This is a genomic window from Microcoleus sp. PH2017_12_PCY_D_A (genome assembly GCF_020738565.1).
Classification (GTDB): Bacteria; Cyanobacteriota; Cyanobacteriia; order Cyanobacteriales; family Microcoleaceae; genus Microcoleus.
In genome coordinates this window covers 44,771-68,942 of the sequence record NZ_JAEQCI010000021.1, presented here as the reverse complement: position 1 = coordinate 68,942, position 24,172 = coordinate 44,771, and the positions used below count along the sequence as shown (strand labels likewise).

The window sequence follows — 24,172 nt, the reverse complement described above, 5'->3', positions numbered from 1 at the left end:
AGGACTAAAGTCCTGACTACAAACCTCAATAAAATTGGTTGGTAGTGAGGACTTTAGTCCGCATCAAAATAAGAGGACTAAAGTCCTGACTACAAACCTATAATATCGACTGATTAATTTGTGTTAATATGCTAAGATATCCAAAAACCACGCGGTAATTAAGTGGACAAACTTCAGACAGACATAGAGGCAATTTGCTCTCAAATTGAGGCCTTGCGCCGCGAACGCCAGCAGCTCAGCATTGGCGCTGCCGCCCCCGTCGGTGATTCGCCCCAAGCCATTGCCGATGCTTACCGCCGTCACGCGAGGGAAACAGCACAAGTGTCGGCAGAAGTCAAGGGAATAGATGATGCGATCGCAGCTCTGTCAGCTCAACTGAATCAGAAACAGCAGCTATCAGTAAACTTGCAAAGAAGGAGCCCGATGGAGGAGCAAGTTGAAGAGGGAAGAGAGCTCGCTCGCGGACACGCGGAACGGATTAACGAACTGGCGGCTCAATTGGCGGCAGAAGTGAAGGAACTTAAAGCCATTGCCGACCAAATTAGCCCCAGCTACTGGCAGGTTTATTACAAGCCTTTTATCACTGGTTTTAAGAGTATTTCTGTGCCCTACGTGCGATCGGACGGGGATGTTTGGACTATTGTCAACCGAGTAGTTTAGAGAGGCTGCGGGAGCAGAAATTAGAAGCTTTCAAGACATTTTTTCTGTCCCTCTTCCTCTACTTCAACCGCGCAGCAGTTGCTTAATCGTACCCACCAATTCCTGAGGGTGAAATGGCTTGGCGATGTAAGCGTCGGCTCCTTGTTTCATTCCCCAGTAGCGATCGAACTCTTCGCTTTTGCTCGAACACATTACCACCGGCAAATTCTGAGTTTTGGGGTCGCTCTTGAGCCGGCGACAGACTTCGTAGCCGTTCATCCGGGGCATCACGATATCCAGAACGACTAAATCCGGGCGGTTGGCTTTGATTTGCTCTAGAGCTTCTACGCCATCACTGGCTACCGTGACGTTGAGCCCCCTACCTTTGAGCAAGTCGGCGATCATCTCCCGCAGAGTGACGCTATCGTCAACAACCATAACTGTACTCATAGAATAATCCCTACCAAGTTTCTGGGTTGAAACGTTCACATTAACGTTTGCATTAACGTTCACCTTCAAAGGTGTCTTTTCCTGATTGAGATTGCGCTCTGCTAGATGTAGTTTACCCACTTTTGCTGATTTCCCAATCATTTTTTAAAGAATTACCGCGAACCAAATATCCGCGTAATTTCGGTTGACACAGGAGGCTATGTCCGTTAGTCTATCATTTTCTTTCTCAAATGGTACGTTTGTCAAAAAAATACGGTGCAGCTTGGTTGTGCGTTTCGGGTCGAGGAGAGCGGCACGGCGCCGCTTGGATCTAAATTTGTCTAATTTTGATTTTTTGTACCTAAAGCCGATAGTTTCTGGTCGTAGAGGGTGTCTAAGCCGACCGAGCGCTGCCGGTAGCTGTTAGGATCGTTTTTGCAGCCGTTAGCCACGATTCCCAAAACCGAAGCTCCAGAAATTTTTAATTCTTCTAAAACTTTGCGAACTTGCGCTCGGTCTGTTTTGGCAATTTGCACGACCATAATCGTAGCGTCGGTGTGAGCTGCGATCAAGTGGGCGTCTGCCAAGCCGGCTAGCGGTGGGGTGTCATAAATCACTAAGTCAAAAAATGCTTGAAACTGCTCCATCAGATACTGCATTTTTTTGGAAGAAAGCAGCTTGATCGGATCCGGGGGAATTTGTCCTGCGGTGAGTACGAACAAATTGTCTTGATTCAGGGCTCGCTGAATCGCGTCGTTGAGGCTGAGATCTGTGGAAATGGCATCGGCGAGCCCGCGCACGTTCGGCAGTCCTAGCTTAGTATGCAGTTGCGGGCAGCGCAAATCTGCATCTACTAACAATACTCGCTGTCCGACTGCTGCTGCGATCGCGGCCAGGTGCAAAGCTACTGTAGATTTGCCGTCTCCAGCCACGGCGGAGCTCACTAAGAGCGATCGAATTGCCGTACCTGCACTGAGCAAGTGAATGTTCGTGTAGAGCGATCGAAATGCTTCTAAAAATTGATAGTCCAACTCCCTGAAAATACTTTGTCCCCCGATGAGCGTGGGAGGATTAGGTTCAGCGTCGATGGGTTCGAGAACTTGCACTTGCGACTTCGACGGCGAGCGAGCCGAAGTTAGTTTCCTCGGTCTCGCGGGCGGTCGGCGCTTGACTTTTTTGCTAAACGGAATCACCCCGATCACCGGCAATTTTGTGGCTATTCTCAGTGCTTCAGGAGTGTGGAAAACAGTATTTAGCACCTCTACGAGCAAGCCGACTGCTATACCCAGCAGACCGCTTAAAATTACTGCCAACGCTAACTGTTTTTTGGTTTGTTTGATTGTAGCGGGGATCGGCCTGTTGAATTTGTCTAGCGGAATTTCCGGAGGATTGATTAGCACCCAGGGTATTTGCTGCTGAGCTGCATCAATCCGCAAGGCTTCCCGTTTTGCCAAAAAGTCCGACAAACTCTTAGTAACAACTTGTTGTTCCCGTACTAAATTGTCGTATTGTCTCGTTGTCACTGAAAAATTTCTAATTTTTTGGTAGAGAGCCTTTTGCAAAGCAGTCATTTCGCGATCGCGCGCCTCAATTTCTTTGATTTGGCTGGCCAAATTTCCCATCACCACTTCTTTTGCTTGTTGAGTCGCTGTCAAAACCAGTTCTTCCCGACTTTTTCGCAGTGCTAAAACAGGCAAACTGTCATCTCTATACTGAGCTAATTTCAGCGACAATTCTGAGTCTATTTTCTGGATTTGAGATAACAGTCCGCCGTAAGCTTGTCCTTGGGTCATCAATACGCCAATGGGGTTATTTTGATCCAGTAAATTTTGATAGCTTTGGTAGAGATTTCGCATCCCTTTTAACTGCACCTGGAGTCCTACTTGCTGTCCCCGAATGCTTTGAACTTGTTCTGACAGAGATTTTCCCTCTAGCTGCGGATCGAACAAGTTGCTATTCTGCCGCAGTCTTTGGACTTGCAGTTGCAGAACTTCGACTCTTTCTCGGAGCTTGGGCATCTCCATATCTATAAATTTAATGCCTTGATTGATGCCCGTCAGCCGCTGCTGCAAGCTATATTCTAGATAAGCTTTAGAAACCTTATCCAATACGCCGTAAATTTTATTTGGGTCTGAATCTTTGTAGCGAACTTCTAAAATTTTTGTCCCTTGCTGTTTGCCATCTCTTCCGTAGCTGACGCGGCTGATGGACAGTTTTGTCATCAGCTCGCTGTAGGTTAGGTTGGGATTCCAAGCTCGCAAATCTTGAAGCACTGGCTGCATCATTTTGGGGCTACGCAAAATCCTAATTTGGGTTTCGTAGTCTACTAAACTAATTCCTTCTATATTAATTTTTGCTAAGTCGGCAGCGACGGTATTGTCTAATTGTTTGGATAGCAAACCTTCAGCGGTGGCTGGTTCTACTAACAGGGAAAATGAGCCTTCATACTCCAGCGTTATCCGTTTAGAAGCGGTGACGATCGCAGTTCCTGCAAGGGCGCTCAAAGCAATTGTGGCTGCTGCCATCACCAGGATACGGCGGCGCAGGACTCCTAACAGCCAGGACAAGTCTAGCTTTTCTTCCTCTGTCTCCTCGACGAACCTATCTCTGTAGTTCTGAGCCGAGAAGTCGGGCAGTTTGCCATTAGATTTGGGTGTGAAGGGTTGGTAATCTTGTCTGCTATCCATATTCAGCCTGGGTATTTTTGAGGTTTATATTTGTGATGTTGATATTTTTGAAGCTGCCACGCCGCGACGCCAGAAATTCTATTGTTTAATTTATTCTAGCCTTTGGCACGAATTATCCACCTCACCAGCAACGTTCTTACCTGAATAAACTTCGGAGAACGTTTATAAAATTTAACACTCCGGTAGCTGGCCCGACAGGCCCGACTACAGCGTTCATGCGGTCTATGAAGTTGACGAGACCGCTGCGGGATACGATAATCATGTCGTTGTTGCGAAGTTGAGGATTGACTTCTTCGTTAATGCCTTGAGTTAAATCGACTTCGATCGTCCGTTTAGTAGCAGTACCGTCCTGATTGAGCCGGACTAGCTCAATTTTATTCCTTCTAGCTCTGGTATTCTCGTAGCCAAAAAATCCTCTGGAAACTAAAGCTTGATTGAGGGTGGCATTAGGTGGCAGCCTCAACGGATCGAGAGATGTCCTGACTTCTCCTACTACATAAACGTTAATTCCGGAGGGAGCAAAGTTAGTGCTAGCCAGCACGCCAGCTTCTGCGGGGTTGACGATAGTTGCTTTGGGAACGACGATCGTGTCTCCCTGTTGCAGGATGGTATCTTGGGCGCCGTCGCCGGACTCTAGGAATTGCCACAGGTTGACTGGAATGATTTGTTCGCCTCTTCTGGTGACGCGGCGTACTTGGATTTGGCGGATGTCGGCTTCGGTGGTAATTCCGCCGGCAAGCTGAATGGCGCGGATGACGGTGGGAAATCCTTCTCGGCTGAGGTCGCTGTTGGTGTTGCCGCCGATGACTACGTAAGCGCCGGGGCGGGTGACTTGGCCGACGATGGAGATCGATCGAGGTTTTTCGGGCGGCGGCGAAAAGTTGGCGATCGCAAATTGGCGCGCCTCTGCTTGGTTGAAGTTCGCGACGGTAGGGATCACAATCGTGTCTCTGTCTTGCAAAATGATATCTTGAGAGATGTCTCCTTCTTGCAAGAATTTCCACAGGTTGACGTTGAGCACTTGGTCGGGGCCGTCGGGTTGGGGACGGCGGACGCGGATGTTGCGGATGTCGGCGACGCCAGTGACGCCTTCTGCGAGTCTGAGGGCTTGGGTGACGGTTGGGTACTGCACGCTAGGCGCGACCCCCGGGCCTGGAGTGAGGGCGATCGTGAAGTTTCCGGGCCTGGTGACTTCTCCGATGACGCCGACGTTGAGGGGGCGGGCGGCGACGAGGCTGACTGTAACTATCGGATCTTTGAGGATGCGGCGGTAGGCGTTGCGGATGATGGTGGTGGCTTCCGCTAAGGTACGGCCGCGGATCGAGATCAGACCGATCAGCGGGAGGTTGACGGAACCGTCTGAGAGGACTTCGTAGCCACGGGTGAGCTCTGGTACTTCGAGTATTTCTACTTGGATGCGATCGCCACCCCCGAGTTTGTAGCTTTGGGGCGATCTTCTAAGGCCGACAGGTGTTGTAACTGCGCCAGGACGCAATGGTAGTTGCGCTGTTGCACCAAGCGGGAACCCGAGGGAAATACTCGCGCAGGCGATCGTCCACAAGGTCAAACTCAAGACTGGCGGGTTTACTTGTTTGGAAAAATCAGTGTTAGCCACAGACTACTTATTTTATTTCAGGATCATTCACCAGTTTAATCGCCGATCGTTGAAAAGCAATGTCGATCGCAGATACAAAGAAAAAAATCATCCAATTTTCTGCCCCTCCCCCTCCCGGCACTTATCTAGAAGGCAGAATAAAAAAACTCGGTATTCCCCAACCCCTCTGCTTCTACGCAACCAACCAACAATTTAGATCGGCAGCAGCTTATATAGAAAGATCGCCGGCGACAAATGCCTCCGTTTATTGTTATTTTGGTGGAATTAGCCCGCTGCTAAATTGATATTTTTCTCAGAGAGGGTAGATATTTATGGCGAGAATGATTAAGGAACTAATTCTCAGCAATAATTTGTTGCTGATGATATTGGGTGTCAGTGGCTTGGCGATCACTCTGTTGATATTTCAGATTGCCAGCAAAAAACAAATTGGTATTACTTTAGAAAAGTGGTTTGCCGTTCTGTACATTTTCATGTCTACTCATGTTAATGTACCTCCTTTTAATTATATGCACTTTATCAATATCACTGACCCTGAGGGTGGGGCAATTAAGCAGCTTCCTTATGTATTTTATCCGTGGATTATCTTTATTTTATGTGGAAAGTTTATTGACTTTTGTAAACACAAACTTGTCGAAGGATTGTTATGTGTGGTACTGAGAAATCCGGGGTTTTCGCTATATTGTTGGCTACCAATAACATCGACACTTTGGTCGCTAGTTCCTGATATTACGCTGAAAGCAGGGATGGCATTTACAGGTTTTACTATTGTGGCTTTTTATATAGGTGCGCGATATGAGTGGCACGAACTATCAGCCTTAGTGCGATGGGGCTATACCTCCGTCGGTATAGTTAGTTTTTTGCGCTACCCGAATGTGACACGGGAATTGTCAGGAATTACCAGTCACAAAAATTCTCTGGGCAGCATGATGGTAGTAAGTACAGCACTTTGGTACCTGCACTATTCCCAAGGTGCTAAAACTCAGAAAGAACGCTGGATAGCTCTGGCATTCATGTTTTTCTCCTTTTATTTGGTTAGAACTACTAGCTCTGGGGGTTCTCTAGTTAATAGTTTGATGCTCATAGTTGTAGTATCATCTTTAAGCTTTTTGAGCAAGTTAAAATTTCAATGGGCATTTACTTCTCTTGTCGGATTTACGGTTTTCGGTATCATAGGTAGCGTTTTTATAATGGATAATTTGGAATCCATTGTTGTTGGAGGTTTAGGAAAAGATTTGACTTTGACAGGACGCACGGAGTTCTGGCCGCAATTAATTGCGGCAGCCAACCAGCGCCCTTGGTTTGGCTATGGATTTGATGGATTTTTTCAACAACAATTAATAGGCAAGGAAACCCCAGCTTATTATATATATACTACGAGTGGATTTCAACCTAAAACTGCTCATAATGGCTCTATAGCAGTCTTACTCTCTTTCGGCTATCCAGGACTGGCCCTAATCTTAATTTCTGTGTTTACAAATCTGATTTTTGCCGTCCGCCAACTGAGCCGCAGCCCGCTATCTGAAGCGGGGATACCGATTATTTACTTAGTTTTTATTATTTTGAACAACCTAACTGAAGGTTCTATAGGTGATATTGGGGATGTGTGGCTTGCCTACGTGTTAATAACAGTTAGACTCAGTATCGATAGTAGCAAATCTCCATCCAGCAACCGCCGCATTTACGGAGGCGATTTGGTGCCGCGCTCTGCATCCAGATTGAATCATGATTAACTTGCAGAAGTTAAAAATTGCTCGGACTATGATATACTAAATTAATGAGCCTGGTTTTTGATTAATTCCCCAGCGTTCGAAAAGTATATTTATTTCTGACAAGGACTGAAAACTTTCTGATGTTAGATAAGCTAAATGCGGTCAGTCAAAAGCTCGGCCCCGGCCTCCGCCAGGTACTCGGCAACCTGGCTTGGCTGTTGACAGACCAAATTTTGCAGATGGCTCTGGGTTTGCTGGTGGGAGTGTGGGTAGCACGATATCTGGGCCCGGAACAATTTGGCTTAATCAATTATGCGATCGCCTTTGTTTCGCTGTTTTCCTCGGTGGCAACAATGGGATTGGGTACTCTGGTAGTGCGAGACATTGCTCGCAATCCCGACTGCAAAGAAGAGACTCTAGGGACTGCTTTTGCCATACAATTAGCAGGCGGAATCATCACTTTACTGCTCACTGTCACAGTGATTTCAATACAGAATCCCAATGACAGCTTAACTCGTTGGCTGGTAGGGATTATCGCCGCCGGCACGATTTTTCAGTCCTTTGAAACAATAAATTTTTGGTTTCAATCTCAAGTTCAATCTAAATATACAGTTGTAGCTAAAAATTGCGTATCATTACTGGTTGCAGGACTCAGAATCGGATTAATTCAACTCAAAGCACCACTGATTGCTTTTGCTTGGATCAGGTTGGGAGAGGTAGCATTAGCCGGATTGGCGATCGCCATTGTCTATCAAAGCAAGGGAAATGATTTAAAGCTGTGGCGAGTCAGTTGGCAGCGAGGCAAAGAACTGCTTCACGAAAGTTGGCCGCTGGTGCTGTCGGGCTTGGCGGTTTTTATTTACTCCAAAATCGATCAAATCATGCTCGGTTCTATAAGTAAAACTGAGTTAGGATATTATGCAGTTGCAGTCAAACTATCAGAAATCTGTGATTTTTTGCCTGTGATCGTCGCTTCTTCTATTTTCCCGAAACTCGCACAGTTAAGAGAAAAAAATTATGGCGAATACTTAAAAAACTTTCAGATTTACTCAGATGCCATGTTATTTTTGTGGTTGGGAGTGGCATTACCAATCTCTCTGCTAGCTCCTTTCATAGTCCAAACTCTCTACGGCGCTCAATATACAGAGTCAGCCCGGGTGTTGTCAATCTACGTTTGGGCTCAATTTGGCAGTAACTTCGGCATCGCTAGAAATACCTATTTTGCCTTAGAAGGTCAACTGCGATACGGTCTTTACTTGACATTTATTGGATCATTTTTTAATATAGTATTGAACTATCTACTAATTCCTAAATATGGAGCTTTTGGAGCAACTGCGGCAACTTTAATCACTTATTTCTATATAATTATTTTAGTCAATTTTTTGATTAAAGAACTGAAACCTTTTGGTAACTTAATTATGAATTCGCTGAATTTATACAAGGCTGCATCCAGGCTGATAGGATTGATCAAATGATTGAAATTAAACCCAAGCTGCAACACCGATCGCACTGTCCCTCTTCTGGGCAACTACTCAAACCTGTCAAAGTATTGTGGCAAGGTTCCCGCATCTGTGTTGTGTCTGAGTCTCCCGCAGGCGGCGAAATCATTGACGAGTTGAGAATTGGCCACGCGGCTAAAACTGCTTACAGCATTAACTTAGCTGAAGGAACAACTTTTAGTGATGACAACTATGCGGAAGAATTTTTAGCAAAACCCTTGCTCAAATCTCTGCAAAATCCTCAAAACGAACACCTGGAAATTTCTCAAGAAATATTCAAATCTTGCGATCGGGCGATCGTATTAAACTGCATTGATTATCTTTACGGACACAGCCTTTTAAAGTTGCTCAACGCACAGAGGCATTTAGAATCTCACCCAGAACTTGGTTTGATTGTCATTGTCCAAAAATTTATGAGGTGGATGGTTCCCGAAGGAGTGGCAGAAGTATGGACAGTACCTATATCTCTGAAAAATGGTCAATGTTACTATCCCTGTTTTGGCGATTTTGTCAACAAACAGTTAGAACGTTTCGATGAAGTTTACATCAGTGAAGCCTATTCTCACCCCAGTCAATTTGATATTAGTAAATTTACAGGGGTTCCCAAACACGATTTTGACAAAGAAGAATACAAAATTACTTTTGTTTGGCGGGAAGATCGGCTGTGGTGCCGGCATTTGCTTGTCAAAATTTTCCGAAAACTCAACTTGCTGCAAATTCCTTTAAGTATTCAAAATTGGAAAGTGCGGAGGTTGTTTGCGAAAATGCGAAAGTTGCTCCCGCAAGCTAAGTTTGCAGTTGCAGGTTTAGGCAAAAACACTAGCTTTCCAGAGTGGGTAGAAGATTTCAGAGTGGATAAGTTCGATGAAAAAACTGAGAGGCAAATGTGTCAAGTTTATTCAGAGAGTCGCTTGGTGATTGGGATTCACGGTTCCAATATGTTGCTGCCTTCGGGACACGCTGGTATGACGATCGATATGATCGATGAAAGGTGGGGCAATTTTGCTCAAGATATTTTATATCAAGAAATAGACCCCAGACTGTCTTCGTTTCGCTATCGCTATCTGCCGCTGGCGACTAGCTTGAAAAACTTAGCACATATTGGTTCTGAAATGATTATCAAGCGCTCCGATTTCTATTTTCACATGACGGGCGATTCCCTACCCTTCGGGGAACGGGATAGCTTCGCTTCACGGCTTTAATTGACTCCAAACTTTAAATATAACAGGAGATATACACCATGAATGACAGCGGTTCTGTTTACATAGTTACTGGAATGTGCTGCGATGAAGAAGGTCAGGAAAGTAAATATCCCCAAGGATCGGATGCTAAATCTTCTTCGGAAAAATTTCAATTAGTTTACTGGCGATGTGCGGTGGTATATTTTGCTTCTAGTGTTAGAAATAACCCGGAAGCTCAGCATATCTTATTTACAAATGCCGATCGCATTCCAAATATTGAAAGCTTTAACACCGTTGAGTTTTTCAAGAAAATCGGAGTTAAAGTTGTCCAGATTCCATTTACCTATCAGCCACCAATGGAATACTACCCCGCCTTCAGAAGTACGTTTTTTAAGTTTGACATTATTCAATATTTGAAAAATAATTCAGAGTTAAACGATCGCTGTATCGCTTTAGACTCTGACTGCGTGTGGGTAAACTCCGCCGATCGCATAATTGCCGATATTGAAAAACAAGGTTTGGCAACCTACGATTTGTACGAACCGGAAGACAAAAAAATCAGCGGTTTAACCAGGCTAGAAATGCAGAATATTTATGAGGAATTAGGCTATAAAGTAGATGAGCCTCCCAAGTATTTTGGTGCAGAATTTATCGTAGGAAGTGGCAAACACATTAAAATACTGTCCGACGAAGTAGACTCGATCTGGAAAACTTGCTTGCAAAGATTTGCCGAAGGAAAGACCAAATTAAATACAGAAGAGCAGATGCTCACCTACATTTACAACAAGCTGGGATATGCTCGCAGCAGCGGCAATGCTTACTTTAATCGAGTGTGGACATCGCCGATACTTTGTACGGCAACTGAGGCTGATTTCAAAATGGATGTGTGGCATTTGCCAGCCGAAAAAGGCTACGGAATTAAGCGACTGTTTAGCCAAGTGGCTAATCCCCAATCAGATTTTTGGAATGTGCCTCTAGGAGAGCAGTTTACTAAATATGTTGCGGGTTATGTAGGAATACCAAAACGCAATATTCCTAAGATTGTTTTGGATGTATTTGACAATAAAATTTCTGGCCTAAAAAGGAGATTGTCGAAAGTCACAAGTGTTGTCAGCAATTAGCAGAGTGGAGTTGTGTAAATGTTCGATCTACCGTTAAAAACCCCCGTCGCATTTATTATTTTCAAACGTCCTGAAGAAACTCAGAGAGTATTCGCAGAAATTCGCAAAGTCAAGCCGTCAAAATTGTTAGTAGTTGCTGACGGGCCGCGGCCGGACAAGCCGGGAGAAGACAGGCAATGCGCTGCGGCTCGCGCGATTATTGAGCAGGTGGATTGGGAATGCGAAGTTTTGCAGAATTATGCTGAGACTAATTTGGGCTGTCGCCAGCGAGTTTCTAGCGGGCTAGATTGGGTGTTTGATACGGTGGAAGAGGCGATTATTATTGAGGATGATTGTTTGCCCGATCGTACATTTTTCTACTTTGCCGAAGAGTTGCTAGAACGCTACCGATACGACGAACGAATTATGTCGATATCTGGTCAAAACGTGCAGTTTGGGAAGCAGCGAACTGATTGTAGCTACTACTTTTCTCGGTACACTCATTGCTGGAGTTGGGCGAGTTGGAGGCGTGCTTGGCGACACTACGATATAGATATGAAGCTGTGGCCGTCGGTTCGAGATGGCAATTTTTTGATGGATGTATTTGAAGATGCTCATGCTGCAAAAATCTGGACTAAAACTTGTCAGTTGTGTTACGACAAAGCTATTGATACTTGGGATTTTCAGTGGACATTTGCGAGTTTTATTCAAAATGGTTTGAATATTTTGTCTAATGTCAATTTAGCTGCAAATATCGGACACGGAACGGGGGGGACTCACACGGATGATATCAATAGTCCCTACAACAATATGTCTGTTGAACCGATCGCCTTTCCTCTAAAACATCCTCCGTTTGTGATTCGGGACGCCCAAGCGGATCGCTTCACTCAAGAGAGTTTATATGATTACGATCCTAAATTGGTCAAGAAAGTTCAGCGCAAAATTAAAGAATTCTTGAAAAAGTAAAAATGCTGTTTTTTAGATATCCTACTTTTTGAATGAGTTGGGGATTTGGGTATTTGGTTTGGGATTTTTATGAAGGATTTAACCGCAGAGGGCGCAGAGGGCGCAGAGGAAGAGAAGAGGACAGATGAATAATTGGGGTGCAAACGGAGGGATTTGATAATGAGGATGTTTTGATGAAAGTTTTGCTGGTGAGTAATTACGATCTTAAAGGTGGTGCGGCGAGGGCAACTTATCGCCTGCACCAGGGATTGCAGAGTGTGGGGGTAAATTCCCAAATGTTGGTTAATTACAAGTCTAGTAATGATGAAAGTGTGGGGTTAATCCCGACAAAATTAGGAGAAAAGTTTAAGAGTTTCCGAGCTAAATTAAATAGATTGCCGTTAAAAGTTTATCCCAAACTAGGTGAGGTAATTTTTTCGCCGCAATGGGTTCCTGATTCCCTGGCATCGGAAGTTGCGAAAATCAACCCTGATGCGATCAATTTGCACTGGGTTTGTGAAGGTTATATGCAGATTGAAACCTTGGCTAAGTTTAATAAACCGGTGGTTTGGACGCTGCACGATATGTGGGCGTTTACGGGTGGGTGTCACTACAGTGAAAGTTGCGATCGCTATCTAGATGCTTGCGGTGCTTGTCCGCAACTTCACAGCACTAAGGATGCTGATATTTCTCGTTGGATTTGGCAGCGCAAAGCTGAAGCTTGGCAAAATTTGGATCTGACTTTGGTAACTCCGAGTCATTGGTTGGCTGAATGCGCGAAATCTAGTTCTTTGTTGGGAAAATATCCAGTTAAGGTAATTGCTAACGGCCTTGATGCTGAACTCTACAAGCCGCTGAACCGCCCGCAGGTGAGGGATAGTTTGAATTTGCCTCAAGATAAACAGTTGGTGTTGTTTGGGGCTATGCAGGGTACGGGCGATCGCTGGAAGGGGTTTCCGTTGCTGGTTCCGGCTTTGCAAAGCCTCAGTCAGTCGGGTTGGCAAGATAAGATTGAACTGTTGGTTTTTGGGTGTTCTGAGCCTGAAAGCCCGATCGATGTTGGTTTCAAAACTCATTATTTAGGCAGGTTGGATGATACTACTTTGTCACAGGTTTATGCAGCGGCGGATGTGATGGTTGTCCCGTCGCGGTACGAAGCTTTTGGGCAGACGGCATCGGAAGCCATGGCTTGCGGTACGCCGGTGGTGGCCTTTGATGTGACGGGATTAAAGGATATTGTCGATCGCCAGTACAATGGTTATTTAGCCCAACCCTATGATACCGAGGATTTAGCGCGAGGGATTGCTTGGGTGCTAGAAGATTCTGAGCGGCATCAAAAGCTTTGTCGCCTAGCACGAGAGAAAGTTGAAGCCAAGTTTACCTTAGAAGTGCAAGCTCGCGAGTATCAAAATCTTTATCAAGAAGTTTGCCAAACTCCTAAGTAAGTAAAACTGATTAAATGTAAAACTTGTAGGGTATTTATAATGCCGATTTTTCGGTGTTTATTAGTATATTTTCGGACAGCCGACGTGTTGATTGCTACAATCACCCCCTCAGGCAATTATCGTCGGGGCAAAGCTGGCAAATCAAAAAATAAACGATCGACTAAATATCTTGATACTTGCGACAGATTAAGTTAATAATTGAATAGGACTCGCCTGCGATCGGCATTGTCGATCGCCCGAGGACAGTTTTATACCAATTTTGCACAAACAGTCCAATATTTGATATAGATGGAGCAGATAAGCATAGCAGTCCTGATGACTTGCCATAACCGCAAGTTAAAGACTTTGGCCACTCTAGAGTCGCTGTTTAACCAAAAATTAACAAGTGAAATTGCACTCAATGCTTATCTGGTAGATGACGGCAGCACTGATGGCACAGCCGAAGCAGTACAGCAAACATACCCTCAAGTCAAGATTTTTTCGGGAGATGGTAACTTATTTTGGAATGGAGGAATGCGGGTTGCTTTCACCGAAGCCATGAAAGACGATCCAGACTACTATGTCTGGCTCAACGACGACACCGTACTCGAACCAGAAGCTTTCAACGACCTGCTGACAACCAGTAGCGAGCTAATTAAAAAAGGAGAAAAAAAGGCGATCGTTGCCGGCTCTACTCGCGATCCAGAAACCGGTGATTTTACTTACGGCGGCATAGTCAAAATTACCCCATTGCTTCCCTTTAAATTTCGCTTCCTCAAACCTACAAAAGCAGCTCAGCCTTGTGACAGCATGAATGGTAACTGCGTGTTAATTCCCCGCAGCGTGGTTGAACTGGTTGGCAATCTCGATCCAGCCTTTATTCATTATCTATCAGATTGGGAATACGGCCTGCGTGCCCGACAAAAAGGCTGTACAGTTTGGATAGCTCCAGGCTATCAAGGAACCTGTTCTCCCAATCCGCAGTCAACAACAATAGCGGCGACAAACATGAGTGAGGGCTTGGAAAAAATGAACCAACCCAAGGGTTTAGCTTTTAAAGATGCTACCCTTCAGCCCTGGGAAGAGTGGAAAGTTTTTGCTCGGCGTCACGGTGGTTTGTTCTGGCCAGTGTATTGGTTGCTACCTTACAGAAGGCTAGTTTGGTTTTCAGTTTTGAGCAAGCTGGGATTCACTAAAAACAAAACCCAAGGTGAATAGCATGGTCGATTCAGATGATTTGCGCGTCGCTTGGCTGGTTCCAGAAGTAGAATTGGGCGCCTATTGGCAGCCTGTATTGAGAGAATTTACAAAAGTATATAAAAATACTGTGTTTTATACTGGTCGAGTTTGGTCAGGGTTCGATCCGACGCTACCGGGAGCATCAGCAATTAAGTTGGTAGGGGAGACTAAATTTGTCGAGACAGAAAAGATAGAAACAGGATACGATCGCGGTTTCATCGCAGTGTCGCCTAGCATCATCGGTCACTTGCTCAAATTTAGGCCACAAGTAGTTTTTCCTCAAGCTTTTTCTTTGTGGACTGTCTTGGTAATTCTGCTCAAGCCTTTTTGTCAATGGCGAGTTGCAATTATTTATGACGGTAGTTCTCCAAACACCGATTTTCGAGATTCGAGTTTTCGGACATTCGCCAGACGCATTTTAGCTAAGTTTGCCGATGCTTTTGTTTCTAACAGCCAAGCCGGGAAAAAATATTTGGTGGAAGTTCTCCATGCACCCCAAGAGCAAGTTTTTACGAGGACTTATTTAGTTCCCGATCCCGAAACGCTGCTGAAACCTTTGGCCACAACCAAGCCCCTAAATTTAGATGTCAAACAGCCAGTTTTTTTATATGTGGGACGGATTACAGCTCGAAAAGGAATTAAGACGCTGTTAGAAGCTTGTGCGATCCTCAAAAAGCAAGGATATTCTGATTATACTTTATTAATTGTTGGTAAGGGCGACCAGCAGGATGAGTTGGAAGCTTTTGTTAAAGAGCAAGATTTCCCGGAGCAAGTAAATTGGGTCGGATGGGTTGATTATCAAAGTTTGGGAGCTTATTTTCAGCAAGCTGATATTTTTGTATTTCCGACTTTTGAGGATGTTTGGGGAATGGTTGTACCGGAAGCGATGGTGTTTGGAAAACCGATATTGTGTTCTAACGGTGCTGCTTCCTGCGAGTTAGTTGTGGAAGGGAAAAATGGTTATATTTTCGATCCGAGCAATGCTGAGGAGTTGTCGGAAAAAATGCGAATTTTTATCGATCGTCCTGATTTGATTGAATCGATGGGAGAGTGTTCGCGACAGCTAATTTCTCAAAAAAATCCTGAAACAGCAGCTAAAGCTTATGTCGAGGTTACATCTTTTTTGATGAAGTCAGTTGACGGTTGACAGTTGTTAGTTATTAGTTATTGGTTATTGGTTATTGGTTATTGGTTATTTATTACCAATAACTTCCCGATTCTATCTACAATGCCCAATGCCCAATGCCCTCTTTGGCCGATGCCCAATTACCAATTCCCCATTACCGATGAAAATTCTATTATCTGCCTTTGCTTGCGAACCAAATCTAGGATCTGAAGAGGGAGTGGGATGGAATACTGTTATCCAATCTGCTAAACATCACGAAAGTTGGGTATTTACTCGCACGTTTTGTCGATCGTACATTGAAGCAGAACTAGAACGCAATCCCGTGCCCAACCTGCACTTTGTTTATTTCGATCCGTTTGGGTGGAGCGAAGATTGGAAGGGGAGACAGGGATTGCTGCAACTTCACTACTATTTGTGGCAAATCTGGGCTTATTTTATCGCTCGAAAGCTCGATCGCTCGATCGGCTTTGACATAGTACACCACGTAACTTATGTTAAACATTGGTCACCAAGTTTCCTGGCGCTGTTGCCGCATCCTTTTATTTGGGGGCCAGTCGGGGGTGCAGAAGCAGCACCAAAGCCTTTTTGGCAAGATTTTAGCCGCCGGGGCAGAATTTACGAAACGCTGCGAGCATTGGCTCAGAGCGCAGGAGAACGCGATCCGTTTGTGGGGCTGACGGCGCGCCGCAGTGCGATCGCGCTCGCAACTACCGAAGAAACCGCCGCCCGACTGCGATTTCTCAAAGCAAAAAATGTGAAAATTTTCTCGCAAGTCGGTTTATCGCAGCAGGAAATTGAGGAACTAGAAAAATTTCCAACCCCGCCCGATCGACCAATTAGATTTATTAGTGTCGGTCGTCTATTACACTGGAAAGGGATGCACTTGGGACTCCGTGCATTTGCGGAGGCGAAGGTGGAACAATCCGAATATTGGATTGTCGGAGACGGCCCAGAAAGACAGCGTTTAGAAACTTTGGTAACAGAATTGGGACTCGCAAATAAAGTACATTTTTGGGGAGCTTTACCGCGCAATGAAACTCTTTCAAAAATGGCGGAGTCTCACGTTCTTCTCCATCCGAGTTTACATGACTCGGGGGGTTTTGTATGCACTGAAATGATGGGAGTTGGTCGTCCGACGATTTGTTTGGATTTGGGCGGCCCGGCTACTCAAGTGACTGCTGAAACTGGCATTAAAGTCAAGGCAACCGATCCGAAAAGTGCGGTGAAAGGTCTAGCAGAAGCTATAGTGTGTTTAGCGCGCGATCGTGAATTGCGAGATCGCTTGGGTCGAGCGGGTCAAAAGCGCGTCAGGGAAATCTATGATTGGGAGCTCAAAGGTAAATTTTTTGCCGAATTGTGCGAAAATGTATTCCAGGGTAAATCAGGATGAATTCTGATTTGTGCGATCGCACAAAACAAAGAAAACTATATTTTTTAGGCGGTGAAGCGTGAGCGTTGCAATCATTACTGGAGCGGCGGGTTTAATTGGATCTGAGGCCTGTAAATTCTTTGCCAAACAAGGTTTCGACATCGTGGGCATCGACAACAATATGCGCCAGTTCTTTTTTGGTGCTGACGGTTCTACTAATTGGAACCGCCAACAACTAGAAAAATCACTGGGAACAAAGTATTACCATTTAGATGTGGACATTCGCGACTATGAAGCAATTACCAATATCTTTCAGCGGTACGGCGAGTCGATCGAGTTAGTAATTCACACAGCAGCCCAACCCAGCCACGATTGGGCCGCCCGCGCTCCTAAAATAGATTTTACCGTCAACGCTAACGGTACTCTCAATCTTTTAGAAGTAACTCGCTTGTACTGTCCCAATGCCGTTTTCATTTTTACTTCTACCAACAAAGTATACGGCGATACGCCCAACAAATTGCCTTTAGTTGAATTAGAACACAGGTGGGAAATTGAACCAGGTCACACTTACGAAGGCGGGATTCGCGAAGATATGTCGATCGACCAGTGCCTGCACAGTTTGTTTGGTGCTTCCAAGGTATCCGCTGATGTTTTAGTTCAAGAATACGGTCGTTATTTTAATATGAATACGGCTTGTTTTCGGGGTGGCTGTCTGACTGGACCCAATCATTCTGGAGCTCAATTGCACGGATTTTTAGCCTATTTAATGAAGTGCGCCGCGACAGGAACTCCCTACACCGTGTTTGGCTACAAGGGCAAGCAAGTCCGCGATAACATTCACAGTGCAGATTTAATTTCGGCTTTTTATGAATTTTATAAAGCTCCTAGAAGTGCCCAGGTTTATAATACAGGAGGAGGCAGATACAGCAACTGTTCGATGTTAGAAGCCATCCAGATGTGCGAGGCAATTGCGGAACGCAAATTTAATTGGACATATGCAGAAGGTAATCGCATTGGCGATCACATTTGGTGGATTAGCGACAATTCAAAATTTTCCAGCCACTATCCTGACTGGAAAATGAAATATAACGTCAAACAAATCCTACAGGAGATTTATGACTGTAACCGCGAGCGCTGGCTGAAACAGGGTTAGAAGGATTGAGCAGTAACAGCAAGAATGTGCTGGCATTTGTGGTAAAGATTGAATACAACGTTAAACAAATCCTACAGGAGATTTATGACTGTAACGGCTGTTGGCTTACAGAGGTGTTCTATGATCGATCTCGGGAAAAAGAATGTACTAGGCATATTAGTAAATGCCCTGAATTATGAAGCGGCTGTCAGCAAAATTATTGAGGCAGCCAGGGCCGGAAAACCACTTTCAGTTTCGGCTCTAGCGGTGCACGGGGTAATGACTGGGGTGCTTGACAGCACTCACCGCTATCGGATCAATCACATTGACTTAGTATTGCCGGATGGACAACCCGTAAGATGGGCGTTAAATTTGCTCTACAATACGGGATTGCCCGATCGCGTTTGCGGGCCGAATGCGATGTTAGAAATCTGCAAACGTGCGGCCGAAGAAGGATTATCTATCTATTTGTACGGCTCTAAACCTTCTGTTTTGGAGGCTTTATCTCGCAATCTCTGCGAGCGTTTTCCCAAGTTAATCATTGCTGGGACTCAGCCTTCTAAATTTAGGCACGTCTCGCCCCAAGAGAAAAAGGAAATTGCCCAGCAAATCCGCAACAGCGGTGCAGCCATTACTTTTGTAGGTTTGGGCTGTCCGCGACAAGAAGTCTGGGCTTACGAATACCGGGATGACATATCAATGCCGCTGATTGCTGTAGGTGCAGCCTACGATTTTCATGCGGGAAATTTGGCTAAATCTCCTGAGCTTTTATCTAAGATAGGTTTGGAATGGCTGTTTAGGTTGATGAAGGAACCCCGACGGCTCTGGCAGCGGTATGTTTTGTTGAATCCGCTGTATATCTGGCTGTTTTTGCTGCAAGCTTTCAAACTCAAAGAGTTCGACCCCAAAGACGCTACGCCGCCTGTGGAAGAAGTATTGTATGGTTGAATTTTCTCTCTTGTGCGGTAAATTTTTAGCGTTCACAAATAAAAAGCCACAAGCCAAAAGTAGAAATAATAATTAATTATTTTGACTGGCGACTTTAAACTTGTGACGATTAAAATCGAGAATTAATGGGTTGTTTTCTGTAACTTCTGTTTTGCTTGTTTTGTGTAAATTATACCATTTTTCTAAAATCGTGCAACACTCTTCGACCCCCCCTAGCCCCCCCCGCTGTATTGCGGGGGGGACAAGAATACTGTTGCATTCTTTTTTAAAATTGGTATTAGTGTCTGCGTTACTGAGGAAGTGTCAGGCGTCCTTGTTCTATCATTTGGAGGACTTGGACTCGACAGCCATTACAGTCGCAGCCTAAAGTTAGGACGGCGAGGTTTCCTATTTTGTCTGAATTTATTTCTGGTAGCGAGGATTGGCTTTCGTCTTGATTGGTTCCTGGATTGACTGCGATTTCGCCATTGGGATCGATGCTGCGATTTTGGGAATTAGGGGTGCTAGCATTAGCGGGATTTACTGCTAAGAGGGTTAAGATTAAAGAACCGGAGCAGCCGAGCAAAGTCAGTAGGTTTTTGTTCACGATAACTTTCCTGTAGAGGAACAGGATTTTAGTTTAACAGATCGATCGATAGATTTGAGGAGCTCGCATAAAATTTCACGGGTTATTTGAGATTGCTTGTTTATATTGCAAGTCCGCGCAGGCAGACTTTCAATTTGAGTAATAATACCTGTTAAAAAAAGAAGGGAACTGTAGGCCCGCGCTCCAACTCTTTATGAAATCAGTTATTGCCAATTCTAAAATCTAAAATATAAAATCTAAAATGGTATAAGTCTAGCCTAAATTCAGACTGTTGTATGTTTGTGGGAAAATTAACAAGATTCGAGCCGATCGACCGCACGGCTCTATCATTGATGGTATTGCTGAGTTTAGCGATCGGGTTTTTGCTTGCTCAGGGCGATCGATCTTTACCGAAAGTGCGCGATTTTAGCTGGAAAAACAAACAAGTAGGGGCGAGAGATACGGCTTTTGTCCTGACTTTCAGCCGCCCGATGGATCGTGCAAGCGTTGAAGCAAACCTGCACGTCGAGCCGCCTTTGCCGGGAAAAATTAGTTGGTCGGGGCGGCGGCTGGTATATACTTCGATCGCGCCTCCTCAGTACGATCGCACTTATACAATTTCTTTGCAACAAGCGCGGGAAAAACTAGGTTCTGACAAACAAGGAAATGCGATCGCACCGTTTGTCAGTCAATTCAGCACGCCCGATCGAGCTTTTGTTTACACGGGCACAGAAGCCGCAGAAAAAGGGCGGTTAATTCTTTACAATCTCACCCGCCAACAAAAAATCATCCTCACTCCTGAAAATTTAGTAGTTAAAGATTATAGAATTTACCCGGCGGGCGATCGCATTTTATTTTCTGCTAGCGAATGGTCAAAATATCAGCCTGGTTTGTACGAACAATCCTTGTATGCCGTCACTACAGGCAGAAGTTCCGATCCGGCTCAAAAACCGGGCAGCATTCAGCAGATTTTAGGCAATCAAGACTATGAAAATCTCAAATTTGATTTGTCTGGTGATGGCAAGGCGATCGCGATTCAGCGGGCAAAGAGGGGCAATGCAGAGGACATTGGTTTGTGGGTAGTGCGATCGTCCACTTCGCCGGTGCCGCAGCGGTTGTTGAGTCGTCCTGCTGGAGAATTTGCGATCGCCCCAGACAGCGCAACTTTCGCCAATCCCCAAGCAGACGGCATCGCCATTTTATCCCTAACACCAAACGTCAAACCTTTAGAGTTCATACCATCATTTCGGAGAGTATTCAGCTTCACTCCCGACGGCAGAGAATCGGCAATGCTGAAGTACAACAGCGATTTTACGCAGTCAATCTTTTTAGTCACAAATCAGGGATTGCAAAAAGAATTGATCCGCACCGCCGGAGAATTCCTCAACTGTCAGTTTGACCCCAGAAATCCTCAGCTTTACTGCTTGTTAACCAGGCGCAAGCCAGGGAAAGAGTTTTCCGAGCAACTCACCCTCGAAGCCATTAATTTGCACACATTTGCAGTAAAAGCGCTGTTAGTTTTGCCCGACCAAGTGGAGACAAAAATGAGTTTGTCGCCCGACGGTTTAGAATTGCTATTAGATCGGCTAGTTGTGAAGAAATCAGAACCAGTCGCAGGAGATTTGAGAACAGAGGGCGGAAGTGCGATCGCCTCTTCAACTCTCATACTTTTAAACTTAAAAAACGCACCGACATCTAATAATTCTCCATTACCTCAAGAATTGCCTGTAAAAGGATTCCGCCCCCGCTGGCTGCCCTAAACAAAATTTTTTACCAAAAAGAATTGATTTAAAGCACCAAGCTTTTTCGGGATAAATTAAAAGAAGACGATTCATTAATCTAATCCTCTTCCTTCTAGGTAGAGGTAGCTGTCCCAGGTCAACTATCAACTGTAAACTGTCAAAGGACTTACGCAAGATGCCTAGGGATAGGGATAGGGGGGATTCCTGCTCGGGATTTTTCCTAATTTCACACCCTATGTAGAGCTGGTGCGTCAGGGGAGCATCTCAGCTTTGCTTGAATAGTGGGCGATCGCTTGCGATCGCTTTATAGAAGCTTTGCGATGCGCCGAAAGTAGCACTAAGGCAAAAAAGACGTAATTGCCCAAGTTGAGATGCACTCATCCGTCATGCGTAAGTCCTGTTTTAGGTAATGGGAAGCCTCGATCCTGAAATTCTCAAGGTACTAAGAAATTTTCAAAGCTTTATTTCCCTTCCTTCGCTCTTACTGTGGCTTTTGTACAACAATTCTGACTGAATCGTATTTTTGGTCGTCGGGAGCCATAAATGTTTTCAGTAGTAGTTTCCAAGCTTGGAGTTTACTGTTTTCTTTGGGCTTTACCATCCCAGGAGATTGCATTGAATTGAACACGTTCAAAATTTTTCTTTCATCATCGATCCAACCGTTAGTAAATTGGCGATAGTAGCCATTAAACTCGGTAGAAACCACCTCAAATCCAACCTGTTCGCAGATAGCGCGGAAACTGTCGGGTGTGAAGAAATAAAAATGCCTTGGCACATCTAGATGGAGCCATGCAATCCCTGATTCTTTTAGCGCCATACACGAGTTATTTGGTACTTCCATCACCAATTTGCCGCCCTCCACGAGCAACTCCATGGCATTGCGGAGTGCCAGTAAAGGATTTATGGTATGTTCCAGTACGTGGTTCATAATAATCATGTCGTACTTTCTCGACGTGACTTCCGGGGGCAAAGATTCAGCAGTGCCATAATATACATCAAGATTTCGTTCCTCGGCGAAACGCAAAGCTTGTCTGTCGGGTTCTACTCCCCAGACTTTGTGACCATCCAATTTGAATTCTTCCAGCATTTTGCCATTGGCGCAACCGATTTCTAAGATCGAGTAAGAAGAAGTCCCGAAATGCTGTTTCCACCATTGAGTGGTGACATCTACTCCCTTATCGAAACGCCAAGCTAGATGGGTTCGCAATTTATCGAAGAAGGAAATAGAAGAGGTAGATTCTGAGTCGGTAGAGTCTGCATGATGGGTATAGTAATCGTCGATGTCGTAGAAGCTGTCAATTTGGTCGAGATCTGGTAGAGGATGAAGACATCCAAGTTGTGACTTTTGACACCAGTACAATTGAAATGACTCTTTATTTGCAGGTCTTCGCCAATCACCCGGGATGAATAACCAGGGTTTCATACTCTGTCCCGATATAGGGGAAACGACAGTAGGACTTAAGGGCTTCTGAGTTTGCATTGGAGTTCTCCTTATTTACATACTAGATGTACTGATAACCAGCGGAGTTGGAGCTTAAATGCTGGAATCAATTATCGTCGTTGAATATTGTGTATCACAATACACAGTAGATGAGTACCCTAAAATTATCAGGCTTCAGAAACACATTTTTAGGGCATGGTTGTTAGCTTAACACCTTATTTAAGATAACTCATTTAAATTCAAGACTCTGGATAGTTTTTCATCAGGAATCAGTGTAGGATAGGGTTTGGGCTTTCTCAGAAGCTAAAACTTCAACGGTAGAATGAGGGTTTGGGCCACTACCCAAAAATGTCCAGATTATTTAAACTTGCTTTGTCACTTGTCAGATAACAACACACTTATTCCCTTATTTTCTTTGATAAACCGGATATAAAGGTGCTTGAATACTGACTTAATCACCCGAGGCATCCCAAAGTCGATCGGCATCATATTTTCCGGCAATTTCCAATCGAAAACCTTGAGAGTTTCCGGGCGCAACAGTGGAAAATCGAGTTCCTCCAAATTCGAGCACAGTCCCAATCTCATCGCCGCAGCTACAGTCGGAACCATTGCTGGATCGACATTAATAATTTCCACTAAAGTTCGATCCAAAGCAAACACATCACTGGAGGCGCCCAAAATTCCTAAAAACTTAGGTTCGCCGCCGCTGGGCCCGTTACCTTCGTGACCGATAATGCCATCCAAAATCGTCAAATTTGGGTTAATTGTCCGGGCCGTTTCTACCAGCATTTGACCGAATCTGGCGCTATCTTTGCCGGCTTCCATGTGCCACCAAGCCTTCATTTTTCCGGGTACGCAGCCGAACAAGTTTTTGACGCCCATTGTGACGGTTAATTGAACGTGAGATTTGAGTTTGGGCAGATTAATCACGACATCGGCTTCCATTGCTTCTTTGCAAAGTCGGAGATGATTGAAATCTTGGCTGACTGTTTCGTAGCGTTTTCCTTGAAACTCTACTACGGGCAAATTTAGTTCTGCCAACAGTGGCAAATAACCGTTGGCTTTGGCGACACCCATGGCGCTACCAAAAGCTGGACTGTCTCCTAAAAATGGTTTTCCGCCTGCTTCGATGACCATTTTCGCCACGCAGTAAACCAATTCCGGGCGGGTGACGCATTCTTTGGTAGGGCGAGCACCTGTGAGGAGGTTGGGTTTGAGTAAAACCCGATCGCCCGATTTGACAAAAGCCGACATTCCGCCCAAGGGTGCGAGCAAGTTTTCTAAGGATTTTTGTAGCTTTTGGCGATCGTAGGAATTAGCGCGAATTAAACTAACAGAAGACATGATGGGTAAGGGGTAATGGGTAATGGGCAAACAGGCCT

General features: G+C 44.9%; 20 protein-coding genes. 14 read left to right on the top strand and 6 right to left on the bottom strand.

Features of this window, described 5'->3' with window-relative positions; all coding sequences use genetic code 11:
- The first annotated feature begins 162 nt into the window (after window positions 1-162).
- Window positions 163-660 (top strand): hypothetical protein, encoded by a 498-nt coding sequence (locus JGK39_RS05765; RefSeq protein ID WP_293247591.1) that lies wholly within the window; start codon window positions 163-165, stop codon window positions 658-660.
- A 63-nt stretch (window positions 661-723) separates the two neighbouring features.
- On the opposite strand, the gene JGK39_RS05760 is transcribed toward JGK39_RS05765, so the two are convergent.
- The 3 genes from JGK39_RS05760 to JGK39_RS05750 all read right to left on the bottom strand — a co-directional run bounded on the left by JGK39_RS05760 (window position 724) and on the right by JGK39_RS05750 (window position 5,370).
- On the bottom strand, window positions 724-1,089 hold the full coding sequence (locus JGK39_RS05760; protein WP_039886668.1) for a response regulator: 366 nt from the start codon (window positions 1,087-1,089) through the stop codon (window positions 724-726).
- Window positions 1,090-1,409: 320 nt separating this feature from the next.
- On the bottom strand, window positions 1,410-3,755 hold the full coding sequence (locus tag JGK39_RS05755; protein WP_293247594.1) for a tyrosine-protein kinase family protein: 2,346 nt from the start codon (window positions 3,753-3,755) through the stop codon (window positions 1,410-1,412).
- Between the two features lie 136 nt (window positions 3,756-3,891).
- Window positions 3,892-5,370, bottom strand: coding sequence for a polysaccharide biosynthesis/export family protein (locus JGK39_RS05750; protein ID WP_293247597.1), 1,479 nt, complete (start codon window positions 5,368-5,370; stop codon window positions 3,892-3,894).
- A 59-nt stretch (window positions 5,371-5,429) separates the two neighbouring features.
- Between JGK39_RS05750 and JGK39_RS05745 the strand changes: the two genes are divergently transcribed.
- From JGK39_RS05745 to JGK39_RS05690, 12 genes are all read left to right on the top strand, one after another.
- Window positions 5,430-5,654, top strand: a complete 225-nt coding sequence (locus JGK39_RS05745) for a hypothetical protein (RefSeq protein WP_293247600.1) — start codon at window positions 5,430-5,432, stop codon at window positions 5,652-5,654.
- Between the two features lie 27 nt (window positions 5,655-5,681).
- Window positions 5,682-7,100 (top strand): O-antigen ligase family protein, encoded by a 1,419-nt coding sequence (locus JGK39_RS05740; protein ID WP_293295625.1) that lies wholly within the window; start codon window positions 5,682-5,684, stop codon window positions 7,098-7,100.
- A 119-nt stretch (window positions 7,101-7,219) separates the two neighbouring features.
- The gene (locus tag JGK39_RS05735) at window positions 7,220-8,554 is read left to right on the top strand and encodes a flippase (protein WP_293247606.1); all 1,335 of its coding nucleotides are present in this window, start codon (window positions 7,220-7,222) and stop codon (window positions 8,552-8,554) included.
- Complete coding sequence (locus tag JGK39_RS05730) at window positions 8,551-9,780, top strand: hypothetical protein (RefSeq protein ID WP_293247609.1); 1,230 nt, start codon at window positions 8,551-8,553, stop codon at window positions 9,778-9,780. The genes JGK39_RS05735 and JGK39_RS05730 overlap by 4 nt, the downstream gene beginning before the upstream one ends.
- A gap of 38 nt (window positions 9,781-9,818) precedes the next feature.
- A complete protein-coding gene (locus JGK39_RS05725; RefSeq protein WP_293247612.1) occupies window positions 9,819-10,880 on the top strand; it encodes a hypothetical protein in 1,062 nt (353 codons plus the stop codon).
- A gap of 18 nt (window positions 10,881-10,898) precedes the next feature.
- On the top strand, window positions 10,899-11,825 hold the full coding sequence (locus JGK39_RS05720) for a glycosyltransferase family 2 protein (RefSeq protein WP_293247615.1): 927 nt from the start codon (window positions 10,899-10,901) through the stop codon (window positions 11,823-11,825).
- A 173-nt stretch (window positions 11,826-11,998) separates the two neighbouring features.
- On the top strand, window positions 11,999-13,249 hold the full coding sequence (locus tag JGK39_RS05715) for a glycosyltransferase family 4 protein (protein WP_293247813.1): 1,251 nt from the start codon (window positions 11,999-12,001) through the stop codon (window positions 13,247-13,249).
- Between the two features lie 315 nt (window positions 13,250-13,564).
- Window positions 13,565-14,446, top strand: coding sequence for a glycosyltransferase family 2 protein (locus JGK39_RS05710; RefSeq protein ID WP_366048529.1), 882 nt, complete (start codon window positions 13,565-13,567; stop codon window positions 14,444-14,446).
- 1 nt (window position 14,447) lies between these two features.
- A complete protein-coding gene (locus JGK39_RS05705; protein WP_293247621.1) occupies window positions 14,448-15,614 on the top strand; it encodes a glycosyltransferase family 4 protein in 1,167 nt (388 codons plus the stop codon).
- A gap of 139 nt (window positions 15,615-15,753) precedes the next feature.
- Entirely contained in the window at window positions 15,754-16,983 is a 1,230-nt protein-coding gene (locus JGK39_RS05700) for a glycosyltransferase (protein WP_293247624.1), read from the top strand.
- 58 nt (window positions 16,984-17,041) lie between these two features.
- Window positions 17,042-18,115 (top strand): NAD-dependent epimerase/dehydratase family protein, encoded by a 1,074-nt coding sequence (locus JGK39_RS05695; RefSeq protein WP_293247627.1) that lies wholly within the window; start codon window positions 17,042-17,044, stop codon window positions 18,113-18,115.
- 84 nt (window positions 18,116-18,199) lie between these two features.
- Window positions 18,200-19,042 carry a WecB/TagA/CpsF family glycosyltransferase gene (locus JGK39_RS05690; protein WP_293247630.1) on the top strand — a complete coding sequence of 281 codons (843 nt, stop codon included), beginning with the start codon at window positions 18,200-18,202 and terminating at the stop codon, window positions 19,040-19,042.
- Window positions 19,043-19,331: 289 nt separating this feature from the next.
- On the opposite strand, the gene JGK39_RS05685 is transcribed toward JGK39_RS05690, so the two are convergent.
- Window positions 19,332-19,628 (bottom strand): hypothetical protein, encoded by a 297-nt coding sequence (locus JGK39_RS05685; protein WP_293247633.1) that lies wholly within the window; start codon window positions 19,626-19,628, stop codon window positions 19,332-19,334.
- A 275-nt stretch (window positions 19,629-19,903) separates the two neighbouring features.
- Here JGK39_RS05685 and JGK39_RS05680 point away from each other — a divergent pair, with 275 nt between their 5' ends.
- A complete protein-coding gene (locus tag JGK39_RS05680; protein ID WP_293247636.1) occupies window positions 19,904-21,367 on the top strand; it encodes an Ig-like domain-containing protein in 1,464 nt (487 codons plus the stop codon).
- A gap of 463 nt (window positions 21,368-21,830) precedes the next feature.
- On the opposite strand, the gene JGK39_RS05675 is transcribed toward JGK39_RS05680, so the two are convergent.
- On the bottom strand, window positions 21,831-22,772 hold the full coding sequence (locus tag JGK39_RS05675; protein WP_293247639.1) for a class I SAM-dependent methyltransferase: 942 nt from the start codon (window positions 22,770-22,772) through the stop codon (window positions 21,831-21,833).
- A 393-nt stretch (window positions 22,773-23,165) separates the two neighbouring features.
- Window positions 23,166-24,134: a DUF362 domain-containing protein gene (locus tag JGK39_RS05670; RefSeq protein ID WP_293247815.1), complete on the bottom strand. Its 969-nt coding sequence runs from the start codon at window positions 24,132-24,134 to the stop codon at window positions 23,166-23,168.
- Window positions 24,135-24,172 lie beyond the last annotated feature (38 nt).

Coding starts and splice junctions, on each gene's coding strand:
- JGK39_RS05760 (WP_039886668.1), bottom strand. CDS start 1,089: ATGAGTACAGTTATGGTTGTTGACGATAGCGTCACTCTGCGGGAGATG.
- JGK39_RS05755 (WP_293247594.1), bottom strand. CDS start 3,755: ATGGATAGCAGACAAGATTACCAACCCTTCACACCCAAATCTAATGGC.
- JGK39_RS05745 (WP_293247600.1), top strand. CDS start 5,430: ATGTCGATCGCAGATACAAAGAAAAAAATCATCCAATTTTCTGCCCCT.
- JGK39_RS05740 (WP_293295625.1), top strand. CDS start 5,682: ATGGCGAGAATGATTAAGGAACTAATTCTCAGCAATAATTTGTTGCTG.
- JGK39_RS05735 (WP_293247606.1), top strand. CDS start 7,220: ATGTTAGATAAGCTAAATGCGGTCAGTCAAAAGCTCGGCCCCGGCCTC.
- JGK39_RS05730 (WP_293247609.1), top strand. CDS start 8,551: ATGATTGAAATTAAACCCAAGCTGCAACACCGATCGCACTGTCCCTCT.
- JGK39_RS05725 (WP_293247612.1), top strand. CDS start 9,819: ATGAATGACAGCGGTTCTGTTTACATAGTTACTGGAATGTGCTGCGAT.
- JGK39_RS05720 (WP_293247615.1), top strand. CDS start 10,899: ATGTTCGATCTACCGTTAAAAACCCCCGTCGCATTTATTATTTTCAAA.
- JGK39_RS05715 (WP_293247813.1), top strand. CDS start 11,999: ATGAAAGTTTTGCTGGTGAGTAATTACGATCTTAAAGGTGGTGCGGCG.
- JGK39_RS05710 (WP_366048529.1), top strand. CDS start 13,565: ATGACTTGCCATAACCGCAAGTTAAAGACTTTGGCCACTCTAGAGTCG.
- JGK39_RS05705 (WP_293247621.1), top strand. CDS start 14,448: ATGGTCGATTCAGATGATTTGCGCGTCGCTTGGCTGGTTCCAGAAGTA.
- JGK39_RS05700 (WP_293247624.1), top strand. CDS start 15,754: ATGAAAATTCTATTATCTGCCTTTGCTTGCGAACCAAATCTAGGATCT.
- JGK39_RS05690 (WP_293247630.1), top strand. CDS start 18,200: ATGACTGTAACGGCTGTTGGCTTACAGAGGTGTTCTATGATCGATCTC.
- JGK39_RS05680 (WP_293247636.1), top strand. CDS start 19,904: ATGTTTGTGGGAAAATTAACAAGATTCGAGCCGATCGACCGCACGGCT.
- JGK39_RS05675 (WP_293247639.1), bottom strand. CDS start 22,772: ATGAAACCCTGGTTATTCATCCCGGGTGATTGGCGAAGACCTGCAAAT.
- JGK39_RS05670 (WP_293247815.1), bottom strand. CDS start 24,134: ATGTCTTCTGTTAGTTTAATTCGCGCTAATTCCTACGATCGCCAAAAG.